Source organism: Acinetobacter sp. YH12233 (assembly GCF_013417725.1).
GTDB lineage: Bacteria > Pseudomonadota > Gammaproteobacteria > Pseudomonadales > Moraxellaceae > Acinetobacter.
In genome coordinates this window covers 104,198-126,410 of record NZ_VPDK01000003.1, presented here as the reverse complement: position 1 = coordinate 126,410, position 22,213 = coordinate 104,198, and the positions used below count along the sequence as shown (strand labels likewise).

Here is a 22,213-nt window from a genome sequence, read left to right as displayed (position 1 = left end):
CGTGGTTTTTTTTATGGTCTTTATCATTTATTTAAATCATAAAAATTAGATGACTTTTGATCGTTCAGCTGCTCGAAATGCTTCTTCAGCAGACAAAGGTTCAATGACTTCATCTTCAAGTTTTAATTTCACAATTCCTTGAGAGTTGGTCAGTTGCTGTTGGGTTTGAATGCGTTTAATCATTTTCTCCAGCACATGCAGCAACTCTGGATAATCATAGTTTTGCACTTCATCCAGATTTAACAGTAAATGGAAACCTTTATATTCATAATCAAACCAGCGCTGATATTCAACTTTCTGGAAGGCATATTTTTCCATCACTTGCCAGGTGCGTACCGGCGCCTTAATCCCTTTCAGGAAAATTGGCTTTTTAGGTGCACATAGATAATCATTTTTGATCAGGTTATGGGTATCTTCAGAAATCAGGATTTCATCAACTTCCGCAGCACTTTGTAAGCGTGCAGCCAGATTGGCATCACGACCAACAATGGTATAGGCCATACGGTGATTGGCACCATAGTTCCCCACGTGACAATAACCGGTCGAAATCCCCATACGGATATGTAATGGCGGATAACCCATTTTAATCCAGCGTTCGCGTAGTAATTTCATTTGCTGACGCATTGAAATCGCCATTTCCAGACAATTTTTAGCATCCTGCTCTACACCATCAGAGTGCGGATCGCCAAAGAAGATCAGGATGGCATCCCCCATGAACTTATCGACCGTTGCTTCATATTTTTTTGCGATTTCAGTCATATGGCTTAAATAGTCATTCAACAGGAAAGCCAAATCATCCGGAATCAGAGTTTCAGAAAGCTCTGTAAATCCCTGAATATCCGAAAAGAAAATCGTGAGTTTTTTACGTTTGTATTCGATCTTAGCTTCAGACTCGCCTTTCATGATGGATTGCCATAACTGCACTGGCGCATAACGGCTGAGCTGGTTAGCAAATTCCATATAACGGTTCATCTGGTCAAAATAATGATTTTTCTTTTGGGTCATATATTGCATACGACCGCTTTGATAGAAATTTCCGACACCAAAATAAGTAATCAAACAGATGAAACCTAGTACGGTGAGTTCGGTACTGGTGGGACTGAAATAGCTGGTAAACCCAAAAATGCCAATGGTAGACAGATAAAAGATCATGGTGCCAATCAGGCCAGCCAGTGACACCATCATGAACGAAATCTTGTTATTAATGGCGGTATATAGCAATGTGACCACTGCCAGTAGAGACAACACCAGATCCAGATGCACAGCTGCAAGTACAACCGATACGATAATCACATCTAGAACAAAGAAGAAATTACGTTTTAAATTATAGTCGTATTTATAAATCATCCACCGGGATAATTTCGGTGTGATCACCAAAACCAGTGCCAGAAATAACGGAACAAAAATCTGGTAATTGGTGTCCGGTTCCGTGTAGTGATAGACGATCAGAACCAGAGACAGCATGATATATCCCATCATCCGATGGAAATATTCAAACTGTTTTGGTTCCTGATGAATCCAGTCGTCTAATTGCACTCAATTACTCTCTTAAAGTCCAAAATCCTGAATGGACCATAAAATGTATGTCAACGCTTAGTCCATACGCCAGTCAAATGGCATATCTCCTTGACCGCGTAAAGCCAGCATCAAGGTTTGACGCATATGTGCCAATACTTCACTGCTATAAGGAACTGCTGGAGTGCCCCATACCGGCTTAGGCCATGCCACATCGTTTTGATAACGAACCACATGATGAAAATGCAGTTGCGGCACCATATTGCCCAAAGCTGCGACATTCATTTTGTCGGCACGGAATACACGCGCTAACTGGCTAGATAACCAGCTTGATTCACGTAAAAACTGCTCTTGGTCAGCTTGGCTCAATTCATATAATTCGGTAATGCCTGGTACACGCGGAACCAGAATCAACCACGGAAATTGCATATCATTCATCAAACGACATGTTGATAAAGGAAAGTCGCCTACAAAAAACGTATCTTGAGCAAGTTGTGGATGCAAACTAAACATATCTTTATAAATGATGCAAAATTAGAATGATGGCTAATACTACCATATACAATTGCGGCTGAGTATTGTAAGCGGGTGCTTTAGGGCAATTTTGTATGAATTGTGAAGGACAAAACGGCAAACTATTAGCTTAAATAATTTCATATGAAAACAAGCTGATATTCACACTATATTTATAAAAATGAAATATAGCGTGAATATTCATATTCTATAAAATCTAAAACTATTAATTTAGCTCTTTTAATAGGCTATCCAGTAAATCGCTGATGAACTGGATTCTTTTTTGATAATCTTCCAGCATCACCATCACTTTTAATCGCTGACCGCCTTCCATCCTGAAATATGTCGGATGTTTCTGCATCATCTGGATAATACTCATGGCTTGAACTGGCGTATCTGGTGCAAATTCGATATGGCCACCCTGCCCACCAATGTCAATTTTAGTGATGCCCAATTGCTCGGCTTTAAGACGTAGCTGATGCACAGCAAATAATTGTTTCACCGGTTGCGGCGGAATGCCAAAACGGTCAATCAGTTCCATACGGATATTATCGAGTTTTTCCTGAGTATCAGTATTACTGATGCGTTTATAGAACAGCAAGCGCTGATGTACATCACCCAGATAATCGTCCGGAATCAGGGCTGGCATATGCAGGTTGATTTCCGCAGTTAAAGACAGTGGTGCATCAAAATTCGGCGTTTTACCTTTTTGAATCGCTTTAGTCGCCTTTTCCAGCATTTCCATATACAGGCTATAGCCGATCGCCTGCATCGAACCACTTTGCTGCTCACCTAGAAGTTCACCTGCACCGCGAATTTCCAGATCTTCGGTGGCCAGCATAAAGCCTGCACCCAAAGTCGAGGCACGTTGAATCGCTTCCAGACGTTTTTCTGCATCACCTTTCAAGGCTTTTAGGGATGGCACTAACAGATAGGCATAAGCCTGGTGATGCGAACGCCCAACCCGGCCACGCAACTGGTGTAACTGTGCAAGACCGAGCTTGTCTGCCCGCTCAATAATAATAGTATTGGCATTAGGTACATCAATCCCGGTCTCGATAATAGTCGAGCACACCAGAACATTGTATTCCTTGTGATAGAACTGCTGCATCACCTGCTCCAGTTCACGCTCACGCATTTGCCCATGGGCCACAATGACACGTGCTTCCGGCACCAGATTCCGGATATTTTCTGCAGCACGGTCAATGGTATCGACTTCATTATGCAGGAAATAGACCTGACCACCACGCAGTAATTCACGCAGAATCGCCTCTCGAATGGTGTCGCTGGTATGTTCCTGCACAAAAGTTTTTACAGCCAGACGGCGTGCTGGTGGTGTTGCAATAATGGACAGATCACGCATACCACTAAAGGCCATATTTAGGGTACGTGGAATTGGCGTTGCTGTTAGGGTCAGCATATCCACATCGGCACGCAAGGCTTTAATACGTTCTTTATCACGCACCCCGAAACGATGTTCTTCATCGACAATCATCAGTCCCAGATTATGGAACTGGACATTTTCCTGTAAAAGCTTATGGGTGCCGATGACAATATCGACTTTGCCATCCGCTAAACCCTCAATCGTTTTGGTATGCGCTTTAGATGAACCGAAACGGGAAAGCACCTCAATCCGAACTGGCCAGTCCGCAAAACGGTCTTTAAAAGATTCATAATGCTGTTGTGCCAGCAAAGTGGTAGGCACTAATACCGCAACCTGACGGTTATTTTGAACTGCGACAAAGGCTGCCCGCATGGCGACTTCAGTTTTACCAAAACCGACATCACCACAGACCAGACGGTCCATTGGTTTTGCCAGTTGCATATCATATAGTGTGGCTTCAATCGCATTGGCCTGATCCGGTGTTTCTTCATAAGCAAAGCCGCTAGCAAACTGCATATACAGACTTTGATCAACCTCAAAACTGATGCCCGGCTTAGATGAACGACGTGCCTGAATATGTAATAACTCGGCTGCGACATCATGAATCTGTTCCAAAGCCTTACGTTTGGCTTTATTCCAGGCATCCGTACCCAGTTTATGTAACGGTGCGAGATCTGGATCGCCACCACTATAGCGGCTGATCAGATGCAGGTTAGTCACCGGCACATAGACTTTAGCGCCTTCAGCATAGTCCAGTTGCAGAAATTCATGGTCCTGATCATCGATACTTAAAGTAATTAAGCCTGCATAACGTCCTACACCATAATCAATGTGTACCACTGGTGCACCAATGCTTAGCTCGGTCAGACTGCGGATCAGGAATTCTTCTGATACTTCCTGCTGACGCTTGCGACGACGTTGGACCACACGATGTTCGTAAAGCTGATTTTCCGAGATCACACTGATCCGATTTGTCAGAACCAGACCACGTTCCAATGGTGCACTGGTAATCGCAATCGCATGCAGAGAATCGACAAAAGCATCAAAGTTTTCTACGGTCGGAATATCGCCCAGACTTGGGCGCAGCGCATCTTTTAAGGTTTCACGACGACCAGCACTTTCAGCAACCAGTAAAACCGGATGATCGGCCGCATCAATATATTTTTTGACTTCGGTAAAGGGCTTTTCACGTTTTGGATCAACAGGCAAGCGTGGTGGTAACTGGGTATCCAGATTAATCACGCCGGCTTTCTCATCAAAAGCTTCTTGTGCCGCAATGATGCGACTAAACTGATTTAGCTGTTCTAAAAGCTGATTGGTCGGACAGAACAGTGCTTCAGGCGGCAGAATCGGCTGATCAATATTATGGCAGCGATCTTCATAACGGCGAGTTACGTCCTGCCAGAACTGTTCTAAACTCTGCTCCAACGCCTTATCTGTAATGACAATGCCATTCTTTGGTAAGTATGAAATTAAGGTACTTTGCCCTTGCATCGCTTCATGACTAAAGAATAAAGGCAGGTAGAACTCAATTCCTGGTGAAGCAATGCCATCCATTACATCCTGATAAATTGGATTTTTCTTTGGATTAGCTGTGGGGAAAAATTCTGCATAACGGTCACGGAAAGTAGCACGACCCTCCTTCAGTGGAAATTCTTGTGCAGGTAATACGGTAAATTGTTCTAGAGTTTGCGTAGTACGTTGCGTTTCCGGATCAAAAAATTTCAGGGTTTCAATTTCATCATCGAACAGGTCAATCCGGATTGGTGCATCCTGACCTGAAGCATATATATCGATAATGCTACCGCGAACTGCAAATTCACCATGGTCATAAACGGTGTCGACCAGATGATAACCAGCCTGAATCAGTTTTTTCTTTTGCTGTTCCAGATCCAGCTTTTGCCCGACTCGAATATCGAAGTGTTCACCCAGCACCCATGAAGTAGGTGCAACACGCTGTGCCAATGTAGAAGCTGCCAGCAACAATACGCCACCTTGGGGCATATTAGATAAAATTGCCAGACGTTCAGAGACGATATCCTGATGCGGTGACAGACGGTCATAAGGCAAAATTTCCCAGTCTGGAAATATGGTCGGTTTAATCCCATAAAATTCCAGTTCACTTTCCAGTTGACCCAAATGCTGGTTATTACGCGCAACAATAACAAATAGACGCGATCGTTGCTGCTTGATAATTTCTTTCAGCAATAATGCAGTAGACGAGCCTTGCAGATTGCCTAACCAGCGTTTCTCGCCTACCTTGAGCTTTGTTAAATTAAGTTGGGAAATTTCTTGTTGGAACATGTATATAGCTTTAAAGTCTAAACAACATGAAGCTTATACTATCACGATGATCTGGTGCTATTTCGTTATTTTTATGCAGTCGTTACAGATTGACTGCATAGGATAAAATCAGCCTATGATTCAGTTATTTTTTATCACGTAAAAAGTTACGATAATAGTCATTCAACTTTTTCACAATTGCTTTGAATTGCAGCAGGTTTTCTTCAGTATTTCCTAATCTTGCATTAAAACGCTGATTGGCAATTTCCAGATCAATTTTTTCATTAATGATCATTGCAGTTGAATATAGCGCTTTTAAATCATCAAAAGTTTTCATGCGTCGGTTAGACAAATATTCCAGTCGCTCACCCAGCTCCTGATTTAAATTAATCCCATCCACAATATAGCCAGTCCCTTCTACATATTGGATATGATTCTCTTCCAGAAAAATCTGAGCCGGATCAGGTTTATTTGATTTAAATAAGTTGCTGATTTTATCAAACATGCTATGCACTCAATTCATTGTGTCATCGATATAGTCTAGATGAAAATGCCCCAAACCCACAGACGGGATTTGAGGCAAATGGTTAAAATCAGCACGAATCTATATTCGGCTCATCCTTAAACTTTCAGGATACCTGTTCCCATTGATTCATCATTGGGACTTCTGAAACCAGATTTTCAAAGGCAAAAATTTCATCCAGCTGAATTTCACTTAACAAACCCAGTTCCAGCACCACTTCGGGTACAGTTTTATTTTCACGAATACATTGCTTGCCAATTTCATCACAAGTGGCATGACCTAAAAGTGGTTCCAGTAAGGTGATAATCCCGATACTGCGCATCACTGCATTTAAACAGTTCTGTTCATTGGCCTGAATCCCGGCAATACATTTTTGTTGTAGGGTCTTCATACCTTGAGTTAATAATTGGATGGATTCATTTAAGGATACTGCAATGACCGGCTCCATAACATTAAGCTGTAATTGCCCTGCTTCTGCTGCCATTGTCACAGTCAGGTCATTACCAATCACACGAAATGCAATCTGATTGACTACTTCTGGAATAACCGGATTGACCTTAGCTGGCATGATAGAAGAACCCGCCTGTAATTCTGGCAAACGGATTTCCGCTAGACCGGTACGCGGGCCAGAACTTAAAAGACGCAAGTCATTACAGATCTTGGATAATTTAACAGCCAGACGTTTCAGGCTGCTTGATAGAATAATAAACACGCCGCAATCGCTGGTCGCTTCGACATAATCTTCCGCGCCTTTTAAAGGTAGGCCAGTAATTTTCGCTAAAGTTTGTACTGCATGTTTGGCATAACCATCTGGAGTATTCACGCCGGTTCCAATGGCGGTCGCACCCAGATTCACTTCCAGCAATAACTGACGCATTTGCTCAATCAGCTTCAGGTCTTCTTTTAATAAGGTTGCGAAAGCACGGAATTCCTGTTCCAGAGTCATTGGGACTGCATCCTGTAACTGGGTACGCCCCATCTTGATCACATATTGAAACTCTGATGACTTGCTATATAAAGTATCAATCAACGATTTTTGTACATGAAGCAGTTCATCCAGACGTGTATAAGTCGCTAGACGTAGTGCCGTGGGATAGACATCATTGGTTGATTGTGAAGTATTCACATGATCATTTGGATGCAGGATATGGTAATCGCCTTTACGATGCCCGAGCAATTCTAGCGCCCGATTTGCAATAACCTCATTCGCATTCATATTGATAGAAGTACCAGCTCCACCCTGATAAGGATCAAGCGGAAATGCCTCCTGCCAGTCCTGAGGTTGATGAATTAATTCATCACAGGCTTGTTGAATAGCACTACTTTGTTGTTCTGATATTTTCTGAAAATGTAAATTCGTTTGTGCTGCTGCTTTTTTAACTTGCGCCAATGCGCGAATAAAGTGTGCTTGCTGACCTACTGCCAGACCTGAGATCTGAAAATTCTCAATCGCACGCAAAGTATGAATACCATAATAGCTGTGCTGGGGAATTTGTTTTTTCCCCAATAAATCCTGTTCAATTCGACTTGATTCTATTTGCAACATATTGTCCATGTCATATTACTCTTAGCAATGATGCACCATTCAGAATGGCATTCATTCACTATGAAGAGAGGCCCTAAAAACAAATAGAAGTGATTTAAGCAGGATTTGAAACAAAATATGTCTAATTCGAGATTGTTGTTATTTTTGTAAAATTGTGTAATTAAAATACAAAAGTTCAATGAATTTAACTGTTTATTAAAATTATTTATTTTTCTTCAAAACCATGTGTAACTTTGTATTTTATAACCCTCTACTAATTCTTCATTTATATGAGAAAATTCTTAATTTACATAAAATATACACAAAAGCTGCTCAACTGTTACAGAGTGTAATTTTTAAACCATGTTTGAATCACTGCCCTGTGAATGCAGTTCAAAAATCATCCCGGATGATGATGTTTAAAATTTAAGGATACTCTGCCTATGAGCTCGCTTAACCCAACACTGATTACTTTTATGTTTTATATCGTCGCCATGATTGGGATCGGTTTATATGCCTATCGTGCGACGTCCAATTTTGATGAATATATTCTGGGTGGGCGAAGTCTGGGCAGTGTAGTGACTGCGCTTTCCGCAGGTGCATCCGACATGAGTGGCTGGCTGCTGATGGGCTTACCCGGAGCCATCTATTTTTCCGGTCTGTCAGAAGTCTGGATTGCGATTGGCCTGATTATTGGCGCCTGGCTGAACTGGTTACTGGTAGCTGGCCGTCTGCGTGCCCATACTGAATTTCAGAACAATGCTCTGACCCTGCCTGATTATTTCACCAGCCGTTTTGCGGATAAGAAACGAATCTTACGCTTACTATCAGCCATTGTGATTCTGGTGTTCTTTGCAATTTACTGTGCTTCCGGTATGGTCGCAGGTGCGCGTCTGTTCGAAAGCCTGTTTGGCTGGGATTACACGACAGCACTTTGGCTCGGTGCAGTGGCCACGATTCTGTATGTGTGTATTGGCGGCTTCCTGGCAATCAGTTGGACCGATACCTTTCAGGCTGGCTTAATGATCTTTGCGTTGCTTATTACACCCATCATTACCTATCTGGCATTGGGTGATAACGCTCAACAGGTGGGCACCCTACTGGAAACTGCCCGTCCACATGCATCCAATATGCTGGAAGGCCTAAGTTTTGTCGCGATTATTTCTAGCTTGGCTTGGGGCTTAGGCTATTTTGGTCAGCCACATATTCTGGTGCGCTTTATGGCGGCAGATTCGGTCAAAACTATTCCTACTGCACGCCGGATCGGCATGACCTGGATGATTCTGTGTCTGGTGGGTGCAATGTCGGCGGGCTATATCGGGATTGCTTATTTTGCAGCAAATCCTGACCTTCCTGCTGCTGCAATCGTCAACCAGAATCCTGAAACCGTGTTTATGGAATTGACCAAAATCCTGTTTAACCCTTGGATTGCAGGCATCATATTAGCGGCAATTCTGGCTGCGATTATGAGTACATTGAGCTGCCAGTTACTGGTCTGCTCGACTACCCTGACTGAAGATTTATATAAGGGTTTCCTACGTAAAAATGCTTCGCAAAAAGAACTGATCTGGGTCGGTCGTGGCATGGTGATTGTGATTGCCTTGATTGCAATTTCATTGGCCATCAATCCAAACAGTAAAGTTCTGGGTCTGGTGGCTTATGCCTGGGCTGGCTTTGGCGCTGCCTTTGGTCCTTTGATCATTTTCTCACTGTTCTGGAAACGTATGACCCTCAACGGCGCGATTGTCGGAATGGTGATGGGCGCCGTGACTGTAATTGCCTGGAAAAATTATATGGGTGATACTAGTCTGTACGAGATCATCCCGGGCTTTATTCTGGCAGCGCTAAGTATCGTGATTGTGAGCCTATTGGATAAAGCGCCAAACCACGATGTCGTCAATCGTTTTGAACTGGCAAAAGCCGAATATCAGAAAGAAATGGCTGAAATGAATAAATAATCTTTCTATTTCAAATTAAAAAGGGACTTCGTGTCCCTTTTGTTTTGTCTGAATTTATACCTTAGCTTTAGCCGGCATTTTCAGCTTGATCTGCTGGGTTTCCTTGATCACTTCCATTACTGGATAACTACGGGTTTCTTTTACCCCCGGTAATTGCCACAAAATATCACCGGAGATTTTTCGGAATTCATCCATATTGGCACAGCGGATTTTCACCACAAAATCAAAACCGCCACTAATCATATGACATTCCACGATATCGGGAATATGCTGTACCGCCTCGGAAAATTCTTCCAACACATTCGGTGTGGTTTTATCCAGCAGAATTTCGACAAAGACCACAAAACCGTTATTCAGCATAATTGGATTAAGTCGCGCTTCATAACCGAGAATAAATCCCTCCTTAGTCAGTTTTTGTACACGCGCCAGTACCGCAGTTGGTGAAAGATTCACCATCTCTGCCAGTTTAATATTGGAAATTTTCGATTCAGACTGCAGCAAATCAAGGATGCGAATATCTATTCGGTCAAGGCTTAAATATGGGCTATTCATTAGAATTATTCTCTAAAAATGATACAAACTATAGTGAGATATTCGTCAATTATTTTGGGATTATAGATTAAAACTCATTCAACTCAAAGAACCGATTGACGCAGTACAGGAAGTCACTATGTCCACCACAATACGCCCGAATTCGCACTCGAATGCAGTGAAGCAATCGAATTACATTGCTGAATTTAAGGATAAAAACCAATATGAACAGCGCATCAATACCGCATGGCGACGTGCCGAGTCCGAGTGCATGGAAACGCTGCTGGAACATAGTGAAATTTCTTCAGAACTGACAGATAAAATTCAGTGCCTGGCTTTTGATCTGGCACATTCCCTGCGCGAGCGTAAAGGCTCAGGCGGTAAAGCCGGTATCGTACAAGGACTGCTTCAGGAATTTTCGCTCTCTTCTCAGGAAGGGATTGCCTTGATGTGTCTGGCAGAAGCCTTACTACGTATTCCAGATACAGCAACCCGTGACTTACTGATCCGCGACAAAATCAATCAGGGCAACTGGAAAGAACATCTTGGTCAAAGCCAGCTGATGTTTGTGAATGCTGCGGCTTGGGGGTTAATGCTCACTGGAAAGCTGATGGAAACTCCACAGCAGAAAAGCCTGTCGAGTTTATTAACCGGTCTTTTAGCACGTAGTGGCCGTGGCATCATCCGTAAAGCGGTGGACGTCGCAATGCGCATGATGGGTGAGCAGTTTGTCACTGGCGAAACCATTGATGAAGCCCTGAAAAATGCAGAACGACTAGAAGATAAAGGTTTCCAATATTCTTATGACATGCTTGGTGAAGCAGCGCTGACCGATCCAGATGCGGAGCGTTATTATCAGGACTATCAAGACGCCATTCATGCTATCGGCAAGGCATCAACAGATAAGGATGTTTATAACGGTCCCGGTATTTCCATCAAACTGTCTGCACTGCATCCACGTTATCAACGTTCACAAATGGATCGTGTGAATGATGAACTGTATAGCAAGGTACTGAATCTGGCAGTTCTGGCGAAAAACTATAATATCGGCCTGAATATTGATGCCGAAGAAACTGAGCGTCTGGAAATTTCCTTAGAGCTTTTAGAACGCTTGTGTTTTGAACCTGAACTCGATAACTGGAAAGGCATTGGTTTTGTGATTCAGGCCTACCAGAAACGCTGCTTCTATGTCGTGGATTACATCATTGATCTGGCTAAACGCAGCCAGAAACGCCTGATGATTCGTCTGGTGAAAGGTGCGTATTGGGATAGCGAGATCAAGAAAGCCCAGATCGAAGGTATGTCTGATTATCCGGTATTTACCCGTAAAGTGCATACTGACCTATCCTATATTGCCTGCGCACGTAAACTACTGGCAGAACCGGACTATATTTACCCACAATTTGCGACACATAATGCGCAGACTGTTGCCACGATTTATCAGCTCGCTAATCCAGACCGCTATTATGCCGGTCAATACGAATTCCAATGTCTGCATGGCATGGGTGAACCGCTATATGAAAATGTGGTAGGTGATAAAGCGGCTGGTAAACTTGGTATTCCATGCCGGATCTATGCGCCGGTCGGTAACCATGAAACCCTACTGGCCTATCTGGTTCGTCGCTTGCTAGAAAATGGCGCGAATACCTCTTTCGTCAATCGCATTGCTGACAAGAGTTTAAAAGTCGAAGACCTAATTGAGAATCCGCGTCAAACCATTTTAAAAGCAGCTCAACAAGAAAATGCCTTAGGTGCCAAACACCCGCAGATTCCTTATCCAAAAGATTTATACGGTGCTCTGCGTCCAAATTCGTCCGGTTTGGATCTGGCCAGTGACGCAGACCTGCAAGCCTTAAATGAAGTTGCAACTGACTTGGCGAATAGCCAATTCCAGGCTGCTGCAATGGGTACTGCTTTCTCAGAAATTAACAGTCATCCTGTACAGATTATCAACCCAGCCCAGCATCAAGATGTGGTGGGTACTGTATATGAAGCAACGACTGAACAGGCTGAAATAGCCCTGACTCAGGCCGTAAATGCACAAAGTTTCTGGAGCAACTTGCCAAAGAATGAACGTGCTGCCTGTCTCAATAAAGCCGCTGACCTGATGCAGGAACGTCTGTTACCACTGATGGTCCTTCTGTCTCGTGAAGCCGGTAAAACTTATGCCAATGCGATTGCGGAAGTTCGCGAAGCAATTGACTTCCTGCGCTATTATGCTGGCCAGATGCTGGACCTGTCTAATGATGTACATATTCAGCCTTTAGGAACTGTACTCTGCATTAGTCCTTGGAACTTCCCGTTAGCGATCTTTACCGGACAGATTTCGGCGGCATTGGTTGCTGGCAATACAGTCATCGCAAAACCTGCTGAACAGACTCCGTTGATTGCCGCTCAAGCTGTGCAGATTCTCTGGGAAGCGGGTATTCCACAAGATGTACTGCAATTATTACCGGGTCGTGGTGAAACCATTGGAGCTCAACTCAGCCAAGATTCACGCATCCAAGGCATCATGTTTACCGGTTCTACTGAAGTAGCAAAAATTCTACAGAAGACCGTAGCAGAACGACTGAATCAGTTTGGCGAAAGCGTCACTTTAATTGCCGAAACTGGTGGTCAGAATGCCATGATCGTAGATTCATCAGCGCTCACCGAACAGGTTGTGCTGGATGTAGTTAACTCAGCTTTTGATAGTGCTGGTCAGCGCTGTTCTGCCCTGCGTGTACTCTGTGTGCAGGAAGACAATCTGGATACTGTGCGTAAGATGCTACAAGGAGCCATGCAACAGCTACGTGTCGGCAATCCGGTTCTACTCAAAACCGATATTGGTCCAGTGATTGATGCCGAAGCACAGCAGAATATCCAGAAACATATTGATCAGATGCGCAGTAAAGGTCATCAAGTTCATCAGCTGATGTTTAATCAAGATGCTTCTGATCTGGCTCAAGGGACTTTTATTCCACCGACCTTGATTGAACTGCCGAATTTAAATGATCTTGAGCGTGAAATCTTTGGTCCAGTACTACATCTGATTAGCTATAAAGCCGGCGAGCTGCCACAACTACTAGATCAGATCAACAGCAAAGGATATGGCCTGACTATGGGCCTACATACCCGGATCGATGAAACCATGCAGACTGTAATTTCAAAAGCACATGTCGGGAACTTGTATATCAACCGAAATATTGTCGGTGCTGTGGTGGGTGTACAGCCCTTTGGTGGTGAAGGTCTGTCTGGGACTGGTCCGAAAGCCGGTGGTCCACTTTATATCTACCGTTTAATGCATCAGGTGTCTGAGAAGAAACTGGCTCAGCCTTATGCGATGCAGTCTGCTCAGGCACTACTTAAAAATCCGGTGTCGCAAGATTTTAAGGATTGGGTAAGCAAGACTTTTCCACGGGTTTCTTTGCAAGCTCCTGCTCAGATTGCAACGGGACATAGCTTTAGCCTGCAAGGTCCAACGGGTGAAGAAAACCAGTACATGATCTTGCCGCGTGAGAGTGTGCTCTCTCTAGCAGAAAATGATATGGATCAGATTCAGCAAATCTTGGCGATCTTATCGGTTGGTAGCCGCCCGGCCGTACTCGCAGACAATACTTTTATACTCAAGTATCTGCAAAGCATGCCCGCGAGTGTGGTGAAAGCTATTAAAGTTATCAAAGATATTGAATCAGGTGATTTTGAGGCTGTACTGCATCATGGCGAGACCACTGCATTGATGGATTTGCAGCAACGTATTACAAGACGACAAGGAGCTATTGTAGGTATCACGCATTTAAGCTCTGGAAATTATGAGATTCCAGTGGAGCGTTTCGTGATTGAACATGCAATCAGTATCAATACCGCAGCTGCAGGTGGTAATGCTAGTCTCATGACCATGTCAGGCCTATAAACAGCTTTAGTACTTAAATTATTTTAATCCCTTTCCTCTTATGGTCAAATCTCTCCCCTTTGAAGATTTGGCCTTTTTTTAACAGCTTTTCCAGCCTGTTTCCCTGAATAGCCTTAGGCAGAACAGCAAATTTTTGCTACCATCTTGGCTTTCAAAATATTTGCGATTTTTTACTGCATATGACCTCATCTTATCAGCAACAACTGGATGTCAAAGTTGAACGCATTAGCGTGCAATTTGCCGAATATCAACCACCTGCCCTTGAAGTATTTGAGTCGCCTGAACAGTACTATCGCATGCGTGCTGAATTCCGGATCTGGCATACTGAAGATGACCTGTTCTATGCCATGTTTGAACGTGATCAGAACAATAACAAGAAAGTGATCCGTATTGATGAATTCCCTGTGGCTGACCGCAGTATTAATGACTTAATGCCGCAATTGCTAGAAGCCTTCAAAGCCGATGCAACTCTAGGCCACCGCCTATTTGAAGTCCACTTTCTAGCAACACTAAAAGGTGAAGTACTGGTTTCCCTGATCTATCACCGTAAACTGGATGAAAGCTGGGAACCTGCAGCTAAAGCACTGGCTGAAAAATTGAAGATCAAGCTGATTGGTCGTAGCCGTGGCCAGAAATTTGTCTTGAGCGATGAGTTTGTCGTAGAAGAACTCACTGTATTTGACCGTAAATATCAGTACAAACAGATCGAAAGCAGCTTCACCCAGCCGAATGCGCAAGTCTGCCAGAAAATGCTGGAATGGGCATGTAATGCCGCGCAGCAATCTGACAAAGATCTGTTAGAGCTGTATTGTGGCAATGGTAACTTTACCCTGCCATTGTCTACCCGTTTCCGTCGTGCATTGGCAACTGAATTGGCCAAGTCATCTGTGTATGCGGCTGAATGGAATATCGAGCAGAACGGTATCGACAATATTCAGGTAGCACGTCTATCTGCTGAAGAATTTACGCAAGCTTTTAATGGTGAACGTACTTTCCGCCGTCTGCAAGAAGCCAATATTGACCTGTCAACTTATGACTTCGATACGGTATTCGTCGATCCCCCACGTGCAGGGATCGATGATGAAACACTGAAACTGCTACAGCGCTTTGAACGAATCATCTACATTTCTTGCAATCCGGACACATTACACGACAATCTGAAACAATTGTCCCAAACCCATAAAATTACCAAGTTTGCCTTGTTCGATCAGTTTCCTTATACCCACCATGTAGAGTCAGGCGTACTGCTGGAAAAACGCTAAAAATATTGTTTCAATTTATTTTTTTGTTACATAAATGGAGCTTTTGTTAGCTCCATTTTTTATATATAAAATTAGTAACTTATGCATGAATTATCTTGTTTCAATCAAATAATATCGTTCAAAATGTCTTCTGCAATCGAAAATTTAAAATACTGACTGCTGCTTTTATCACATAGGTCCTATTGCTTTATTTATTAAATTGGATATATTTCACCCTATGTTAGGTTGTGTATGAAGGCTCTATGAGTTTCTGGCAGAAGTTGTTTTCAGATGAACAACAAAATGAACACAAGAACCAGATTGCTTGTGTTGAAAATGATTGCTCTTGCAAGACAAATGAACAGCTCCTTGAAGCACTGTCTAAAGCAACTGATGAAGATATCATTATCGGAATCAAAAAAGTTCTAGCTTCTCGCGGTTATAGCCGTAAAGAACTCAATGAACTTCAGCACCTGCCGCTGCAATAAGCAGCTTAGGTCTTGATAAAAAGCATTTGCATACGCAAATGCTTTTTTATATCTATCATTTGGATTTTTGCCTACCCTTCTTTGCTTTTAATCAGGTGGAACCTACTCCTTCTATCTAAACCTAAGTGTCTATATCTTTATTTCTTTTCAAATATGCAGATAAATGACTTTTCATATTTGCTTAGGCTATTTAAACATTATAATTTTAGATCTATCCAATCAGTTCACATACAGCATTTATAAGGTTCGAGAAATTTAAGGATGACTGTCTAGACAACGAATTCTGGATAGAATTAAGTTCTAAAACATCGATTAATTCACAAAAAAACAGTACACTTGCTGTTTAAAATACACTTGTTATTAAATGGCTTAATCTTTACATGCAGCGAACTAAACGGTTTCCCATAGGTGCGCATCTTATGGTTAAACATTTCGGTTATACTCATCACGGGATTTATGCCGGGCGTGGTCGTGTCATCCACTATTCCGGTTTTGCACATTTATTTAAAAAGCATCCAATTGAAATCACCTCAATTGAGAAATTCAGCAATGGCAAACCGATTCAGATCCAGTATTATGCCTCAGCAAAATACAAAGGCCGTAAAGTGGTTCGTCGTATGCGTTCCAGAATGCATGAAAATAACTATCACCTGATTATCAATAATTGTGAACATCTCTGTACCTGGGCAATCACTGGTGTAGAAAGCAGCCCACAAGTCATTCAGATGATGAATCGCCTGACGACGATCGGTTATATCAGCTCCATGATGAGCTTTATGAATAGCCTTTTCCTGACCTTGACGACCACCTGTTTCGCTCTAGCTCTCTATATCAAGAAAAAGCTACGTGACAAGGCCAAACAACGTTTAGAGCAATATCGTGAGCTACATGAGCAGGTTAAAAACAATAGCCCAGATCTTGGCAATCATTTAAAACATCGCTAGGGTCATAGTTTCTTGCTTTTAAAATTTTTAAGCCAGCCACTCAAAAATAATTTAAAAATAAGATGATTTTCATTTAATTTATTTAATGATTAGCTTTTCAATAAAATCAGTTTAAACCTAAGTTAAATAAGCTTTTTTAGCTTTAATCGCTTCAGGTAATTCTTGTCCTAAAGAACTCAGGGTTTCACGTTCGATCAATCTTACAATAGAGTCTAAAGGCAGATCATTATCCTGAAATCCAAAAGGCTCTTCCAGTTCCGCACTCAGTTCATCTAACCCTAACAGCATATAGGCAATCAGGCCGACTAGAATCGGAGTCCATAAACCAAGACTGGCTTCCAGACTAAATGGCAGGATAAAACAGAAAGAATAAACAGCACGATGCAACAGCACCGAATAGGAAAATGGTAACGGCGTCGACAGGATCCGGTCACAACCCGCCTGTATATCGCCTAAAGCCACTGTATGCTGATTCAGATTGTTATAAATAATGTCTGTAATCTTGCCTTGTTTATAGAGCAGAACCAAATCTTTCTGGATTTGTTCCAGTACCCATTGTGATGCATTGATATGCGTGGGCAATTGATCAAATGCAGCAACTTCAAAATTAGTGTGGGCTTGGTAATGCTGAATACTTTGCTGCTTCTGTCTCAAACGGTCACGTAATAAATGAGTAAACAGCATCATTCGATACAACAGGATTTCACGTGACTGATCATCAAGGACATAGCTATCACGGCATAAATGACGTGTCGTAGCAATCAGCGCTCCCCACAGCTTGCGCCCTTCCCACCAACGGTCATAACAGGCGGTGTTACGAAAGCTGAGAAAAATCGACAGAATCACCCCGAAGATGGTAAAGCCTATGGCCGGCACTGCAGGAAAGCTAAAAAAATGCGCCTGACGCAGATAGACCAGCAAGCCTGAAAGAAAAATTACCAGCCCCAAGGCAGGCAGAACTTTAGGCAAAATTGTGCCATGCCATGCAAACAGCAGACTAAAGCTATTACTTTTATCACGAACAATCATTCATTCTTTCCTGCCACGATTGAAAAAGCCCAACCGGAGTTGGGCTTTTTAGGGATTTCGCTTAAATTATTTGCCAGGTTTAAAGCTGTCTTTCAAATCTAGAATACGGTTGAACACTGGTTTGTCGCTGGTATGATCATATTGATCCGCTACGAAATAGCCTTCACGTTCAAACTGGAAACGATCTTCCGGTTTTGCCTCAGCCAGCGCAGGCTCAATAACTGCTTGAACCACTTTCAATGATTCAGGGTTCAGATTCGCCAGGAAGTCATCCCCAGTTTCTGGATCAGATTCAGTGAACAGACGATCGTAAATGCGAACTTCGGCAGGAATACCTTTGGTTGCAGATACCCAGTGAACTACACCTTTTACTTTACGGCCTTCAGGATTTTTACCTAAAGTTTCAGGATCGATTGAGCATTTCAATTCAACCACTTCACCGTTCGCATCTTTAATCACTTCATCACATTTGATGACATAAGCATGACGAAGACGCACTTCACCACCCGGGATTAGGCGTTTGAAGCCTTTAGGTGGCTCTTCTTCAAAGTCTTTATGGTCGATATAGATTTCTGAAGTGAGCGGAATAATACGTTCGCCCATATCTACGTTTGGATGACGTGAATGAGTCAGATCCATATCCGCTGGCAAATTGGTTAAAGTCACTTTCAGTGGATTCAATACTGCCATACCGCGAGCTGCAGTATTTTCTAAAGATTGACGGATGCAATATTCAAGCATTGCTACATCAACGATACTGCCATCGACTTTAGACACACCTACACGCTTACAGAAATCACGTAGACCTTCAGGCGTGAAACCGCGACGGCGCATACCGACAACTGTCGGCATACGTGGATCATCCCACCCATTGACATAACCGCCTTCAACCAGCTTACGCAGCTTACGTTTAGAAGTGATGGTGTAATCAACATTCAGACGGCTAGATTCGTATTGACGTGGAACTGATGGCGATTTAACTTTTTCCACCACCCAGTCGTAGAATGGACGGTGATCCTGGAATTCCAGTGTACAAAGTGAATGCGTAATGCCTTCAATCGCATCTGATAATGGATGCGCATAGTCGTACATTGGATAAATTTTCCATTTATCGCCAGTTTGGTGATGCGCAGAATGCAGAATACGATACAGGATTGGATCACGCATATGCACATTTGGTGAGTTCATATCTATCTTGGCACGCAATACCGCTTCGCCTTCAGCATATTCACCAGTACGCATTTTCTCGAAACGCTCAAGGTTTTCTTCCACAGTCGCATCGCGTTGTGGCGAGTTTTTACCTGGCTCTACAAAGTTACCGCGGTTTAGCTTGATCTCTTCCGGAGTTTGCAGATCCACATAGGCATCGCCCTGTTCAATCAGTTGAATTGCCCATGCATATAACTGATCAAAATAGCTTGATGCATAGCGTGGTTCACCATTCCACTGGAAGCCCAGCCATTTCACATCATTGGCAATACCATCCACATATTCCTGCTCTTCTGCATCGGGGTTGGTATCATCAAAACGCAGGTTGCACAGGCCACCAAATTCTTCAGCAATACCAAAGTTCAGGCAGATCGCTTTTACATGACCAATATGCAAATAACCATTTGGTTCAGGCGGGAAACGGGTGACCACTTGCTGGGTACGACCAGCTGCTAGATCGTCAGTAATCACCTGACGTACAAAGTCTAAGCCTGGTTGTTGTTCCTGCTGCTGCACTGAATCGACTGCATTCTTATTTTGGGTCGGGTTGTCGGGCAGAGACGTCACAACATCATTTGGCTTCATGATTAATCATTCACTTCTAAAGTTAAAAAGGGATTAATGAATATGCAGTAGCTCACGCGGTCTAACTGTATTCACTAAATAAAGGTTCTTTAGTTTAACTATAGGTGAATGATCTCTCAACCGTTAACTTAGGTATTTGATTTCAATTCGTTCATTTTCAAATTGGAAAATACAATAGCTTACCAAATCGTAAAATATCCGCTTTTGACTGAGCCAGCAGATCAGTGCATGCTCTTAGGGTCAGACAAGCTTTATGAAGACGCATGATCTCGAAGAAATGACTTTGTAAATCAATGCATAAATAAGATACGATTTTTATGTTTTTAACAAAGAAAATTATGTTTTTGCTTGCCTTGTCGATTGTAGTTTGCTTATGCTTCCTTCATTCAGAAAAAACCATGGCATTAGTCCATGATTAGGAGATTACACAATGAGTTTTCCTCAAGTCGAATTAAACACCAATAAAGGTCGTATTGTTCTTGAATTAAACGCTGAAAAAGCACCTAAAACAGTAGCTAACTTCTTGCAATATGTACGTGACGGTTTTTATGACGGCGTAATTTTCCACCGCGTTATTGATGGTTTCATGATCCAGGGCGGCGGCATGGATGAAAACTTCAAAGAAAAAGCAACACGTGATGCGATTGAAAACGAAGCTGACAACGGTTTAAGCAACGATGTAGGCACCATTGCAATGGCACGTACTCAAGCACCTCACTCTGCTTCTGCTCAATTCTTCATTAACGTGAAAAACAACTCTTTCCTTAACCATACTGGCAAAACTGCACAAGGTTGGGGTTATGCCGTATTTGGTAAAGTAGTTGAAGGCATGGATGTTGTTGATGCAATCAAAGGTGTTCGCACTGGCAACCGTGGCTACCACGCTGACGTTCCTCTAGAGAACGTTGTGATCGAATCTGCAAAAATCATTTCTGAGTAATTTTAAATCCTCCCTAATCCTCCTTTAATAAAGGAGGGAACCACCATTTTTAAAGATGGTTTTTCTCCTCCCTGAGTAAGTTTTAAAGCACTGCTTTTAAAACGAAACGCAAGAAAGGGAGGTCGGGAGGGATTAAAAAATAAGGAAAAGATTCGTGACCTATCTGTTTATCTCAGATTTACATTTGTCACCTGATCACCCTCGACTCGTTCGGGGGTTTTTAGATTTATTAGCAGCTTATCAGCATAAAAATACCCAACTGTATATTTTGGGCGACTGGTTCAATGCCTGGATTGGAGATGACTACACTGCTCCCTGGCTGGATGAAATCGTCAGTGCTTTAAAACAGTTTAACCAGGCCGGCAATCAAATCTATTTTCTCATCGGTAACCGTGACTTTGCCTTAGGCCAAGATTTTCTGGATCAATTTTCCGGACAGCTTTTACCTGAAATGACCAGTTTAAATATCGGTTCGATCCGATACCGGATCGAACATGGCGATGCACTCTGTACCGATGATGTGTCCTATCAACGTTTCAGAAAAATCATCCGTCATCCCTGGATGTTAGGTTTTTTAAGAAAAATGCCTCTTAGCTTTCGAGCCAGACTCGCCAACGGTTTCCGCAAGAAAAGCCATGAAGCACAGCAATTGAAAAGCTATGAGGTTATGGATGTAAACCCATCTGCGGTAGAAGCAGCACTCAAAGAAGCAGATGTGCTGATTCATGGACATACTCACCGCGCTGCAATCCATGATGTAAATGGTAAAAAAAGAGTTGTTTTAGGAGATTGGAAAGCTGATTATGCTGAGATTTTAGAGCTGGGCAGCTCGGATATTGATATTCATAACATTCAGCTAAAAATCTGGTATTACCCATAAAAAAAGCAACTGCGAGCAGTTGCTTTTTATATTTTATTTAACTTAAACGGTATAACTGGTTAAAACCAGTATAGAAACTTTTACCATCCAGATTAAATGGATATTGTTCACCATTTTCAAGTTCAATCATCTTGCCCACATTGACCATAATCATACCATTGATGGTATTTTGCTGACGTTGCATTGGTACAACTTTGACTTGAATTTCACAACCATTAATGGCGGTCGCGATAGACCATGTATTTAAATTTTTCAAAATATTCACTCATAATATGAGCTTTTTGTGATTAAACAAGGAGAGCTATAGACTAAAAATAAATCTTATTTCTGGGTTTGCTAGAGTTTTTTTAACAGGAAAACCTGTCTTTCGTGTATCACAATCAGCTAAAAATAAACCAGCGAAAACAGTATTCGCTTTAAAGTAATTATCTTATAACTCTTTTTTGACCAAATAGCAAAATTACATTGTAATGACATATGTCAAGAGTAGTATTTTTCAGATGCTTTTTCGCCTATCTGAATGTCCAGTAAAGAAGTATTTCAACATATAAAACAAACCGATCAACATCATGATACTAAAGCCAGAGATCAAATCACCTGAATCAAGAAAGTTTAAAACTGCCAGATATCCACTAAGCAATGTATAAGTCAGCATTAAAGACGAATAAGATACGTTGCCCTAAATGATAACGTTGTTGTTTTTTTGCTCATGGATCTGTTTTTGCTGCTCAAAAAATATATCAATTTCTTCTGGTTTCATTTTACAATCCCAC

The 22,213-nt window shown here is 42.3% G+C and carries 16 protein-coding genes; 7 read left to right on the top strand and 9 right to left on the bottom strand.

Annotated elements, in window-relative coordinates:
* Positions 1 to 45: 45 nt before the first annotated feature.
* The 5 genes from FTV12_RS02765 to aspA all read right to left on the bottom strand — a co-directional run bounded on the left by FTV12_RS02765 (position 46) and on the right by aspA (position 7,773).
* Entirely contained in the window at positions 46 to 1,536 is a 1,491-nt protein-coding gene (locus FTV12_RS02765) for an adenylate/guanylate cyclase domain-containing protein (RefSeq protein ID WP_159122747.1), read from the bottom strand.
* A 57-nt stretch (positions 1,537 to 1,593) separates the two neighbouring features.
* Complete coding sequence (locus FTV12_RS02760; protein WP_004786072.1) at positions 1,594 to 2,028, bottom strand: HIT domain-containing protein; 435 nt, start codon at positions 2,026 to 2,028, stop codon at positions 1,594 to 1,596.
* Between the two features lie 226 nt (positions 2,029 to 2,254).
* A complete protein-coding gene (gene mfd / locus FTV12_RS02755) occupies positions 2,255 to 5,716 on the bottom strand; it encodes a transcription-repair coupling factor (RefSeq protein WP_179992328.1) in 3,462 nt (1,153 codons plus the stop codon).
* 124 nt (positions 5,717 to 5,840) lie between these two features.
* Positions 5,841 to 6,200 (bottom strand): hypothetical protein, encoded by a 360-nt coding sequence (locus FTV12_RS02750; protein ID WP_179992327.1) that lies wholly within the window; start codon positions 6,198 to 6,200, stop codon positions 5,841 to 5,843.
* 124 nt (positions 6,201 to 6,324) lie between these two features.
* Positions 6,325 to 7,773, bottom strand: a complete 1,449-nt coding sequence (gene aspA, locus FTV12_RS02745; RefSeq protein ID WP_180033478.1) for an aspartate ammonia-lyase — start codon at positions 7,771 to 7,773, stop codon at positions 6,325 to 6,327.
* A gap of 413 nt (positions 7,774 to 8,186) precedes the next feature.
* Between aspA and putP the strand changes: the two genes are divergently transcribed.
* On the top strand, positions 8,187 to 9,701 hold the full coding sequence (gene putP / locus FTV12_RS02740; protein ID WP_179992325.1) for a sodium/proline symporter PutP: 1,515 nt from the start codon (positions 8,187 to 8,189) through the stop codon (positions 9,699 to 9,701).
* A 54-nt stretch (positions 9,702 to 9,755) separates the two neighbouring features.
* On the opposite strand, the gene FTV12_RS02735 is transcribed toward putP, so the two are convergent.
* A complete protein-coding gene (locus tag FTV12_RS02735) occupies positions 9,756 to 10,253 on the bottom strand; it encodes an Lrp/AsnC ligand binding domain-containing protein (protein ID WP_004786082.1) in 498 nt (165 codons plus the stop codon).
* Between the two features lie 118 nt (positions 10,254 to 10,371).
* Here FTV12_RS02735 and putA point away from each other — a divergent pair, with 118 nt between their 5' ends.
* The 4 genes from putA (at position 10,372) to FTV12_RS02715 (ending at position 16,797) form a co-directional block, all read left to right on the top strand.
* The gene (gene putA / locus FTV12_RS02730; RefSeq protein ID WP_179992324.1) at positions 10,372 to 14,124 is read left to right on the top strand and encodes a trifunctional transcriptional regulator/proline dehydrogenase/L-glutamate gamma-semialdehyde dehydrogenase; all 3,753 of its coding nucleotides are present in this window, start codon (positions 10,372 to 10,374) and stop codon (positions 14,122 to 14,124) included.
* 179 nt (positions 14,125 to 14,303) lie between these two features.
* Positions 14,304 to 15,386 (top strand): tRNA (uridine(54)-C5)-methyltransferase TrmA, encoded by a 1,083-nt coding sequence (gene trmA / locus FTV12_RS02725; RefSeq protein ID WP_179992323.1) that lies wholly within the window; start codon positions 14,304 to 14,306, stop codon positions 15,384 to 15,386.
* 242 nt (positions 15,387 to 15,628) lie between these two features.
* Positions 15,629 to 15,853, top strand: a complete 225-nt coding sequence (locus FTV12_RS02720; protein WP_004786091.1) for a hypothetical protein — start codon at positions 15,629 to 15,631, stop codon at positions 15,851 to 15,853.
* A 380-nt stretch (positions 15,854 to 16,233) separates the two neighbouring features.
* The gene (locus FTV12_RS02715) at positions 16,234 to 16,797 is read left to right on the top strand and encodes a lecithin retinol acyltransferase family protein (protein ID WP_125278319.1); all 564 of its coding nucleotides are present in this window, start codon (positions 16,234 to 16,236) and stop codon (positions 16,795 to 16,797) included.
* 117 nt (positions 16,798 to 16,914) lie between these two features.
* Here FTV12_RS02715 and FTV12_RS02710 read toward each other — a convergent pair whose 3' ends face one another.
* Both FTV12_RS02710 and FTV12_RS02705 read right to left on the bottom strand, forming a co-directional pair.
* A complete protein-coding gene (locus FTV12_RS02710; protein WP_166136623.1) occupies positions 16,915 to 17,826 on the bottom strand; it encodes a bestrophin family protein in 912 nt (303 codons plus the stop codon).
* A gap of 66 nt (positions 17,827 to 17,892) precedes the next feature.
* Positions 17,893 to 19,620 carry a glutamine--tRNA ligase/YqeY domain fusion protein gene (locus tag FTV12_RS02705; RefSeq protein WP_179992322.1) on the bottom strand — a complete coding sequence of 576 codons (1,728 nt, stop codon included), beginning with the start codon at positions 19,618 to 19,620 and terminating at the stop codon, positions 17,893 to 17,895.
* A gap of 430 nt (positions 19,621 to 20,050) precedes the next feature.
* Here FTV12_RS02705 and FTV12_RS02700 point away from each other — a divergent pair, with 430 nt between their 5' ends.
* Both FTV12_RS02700 and FTV12_RS02695 read left to right on the top strand, forming a co-directional pair.
* The gene (locus tag FTV12_RS02700; RefSeq protein ID WP_004786097.1) at positions 20,051 to 20,560 is read left to right on the top strand and encodes a peptidylprolyl isomerase; all 510 of its coding nucleotides are present in this window, start codon (positions 20,051 to 20,053) and stop codon (positions 20,558 to 20,560) included.
* A 154-nt stretch (positions 20,561 to 20,714) separates the two neighbouring features.
* Positions 20,715 to 21,440 carry a UDP-2,3-diacylglucosamine diphosphatase gene (locus FTV12_RS02695; RefSeq protein ID WP_179992321.1) on the top strand — a complete coding sequence of 242 codons (726 nt, stop codon included), beginning with the start codon at positions 20,715 to 20,717 and terminating at the stop codon, positions 21,438 to 21,440.
* 37 nt (positions 21,441 to 21,477) lie between these two features.
* On the opposite strand, the gene FTV12_RS02690 is transcribed toward FTV12_RS02695, so the two are convergent.
* A complete protein-coding gene (locus FTV12_RS02690) occupies positions 21,478 to 21,696 on the bottom strand; it encodes a hypothetical protein (protein ID WP_004786100.1) in 219 nt (72 codons plus the stop codon).
* Positions 21,697 to 22,213: the final 517 nt, after the last annotated feature.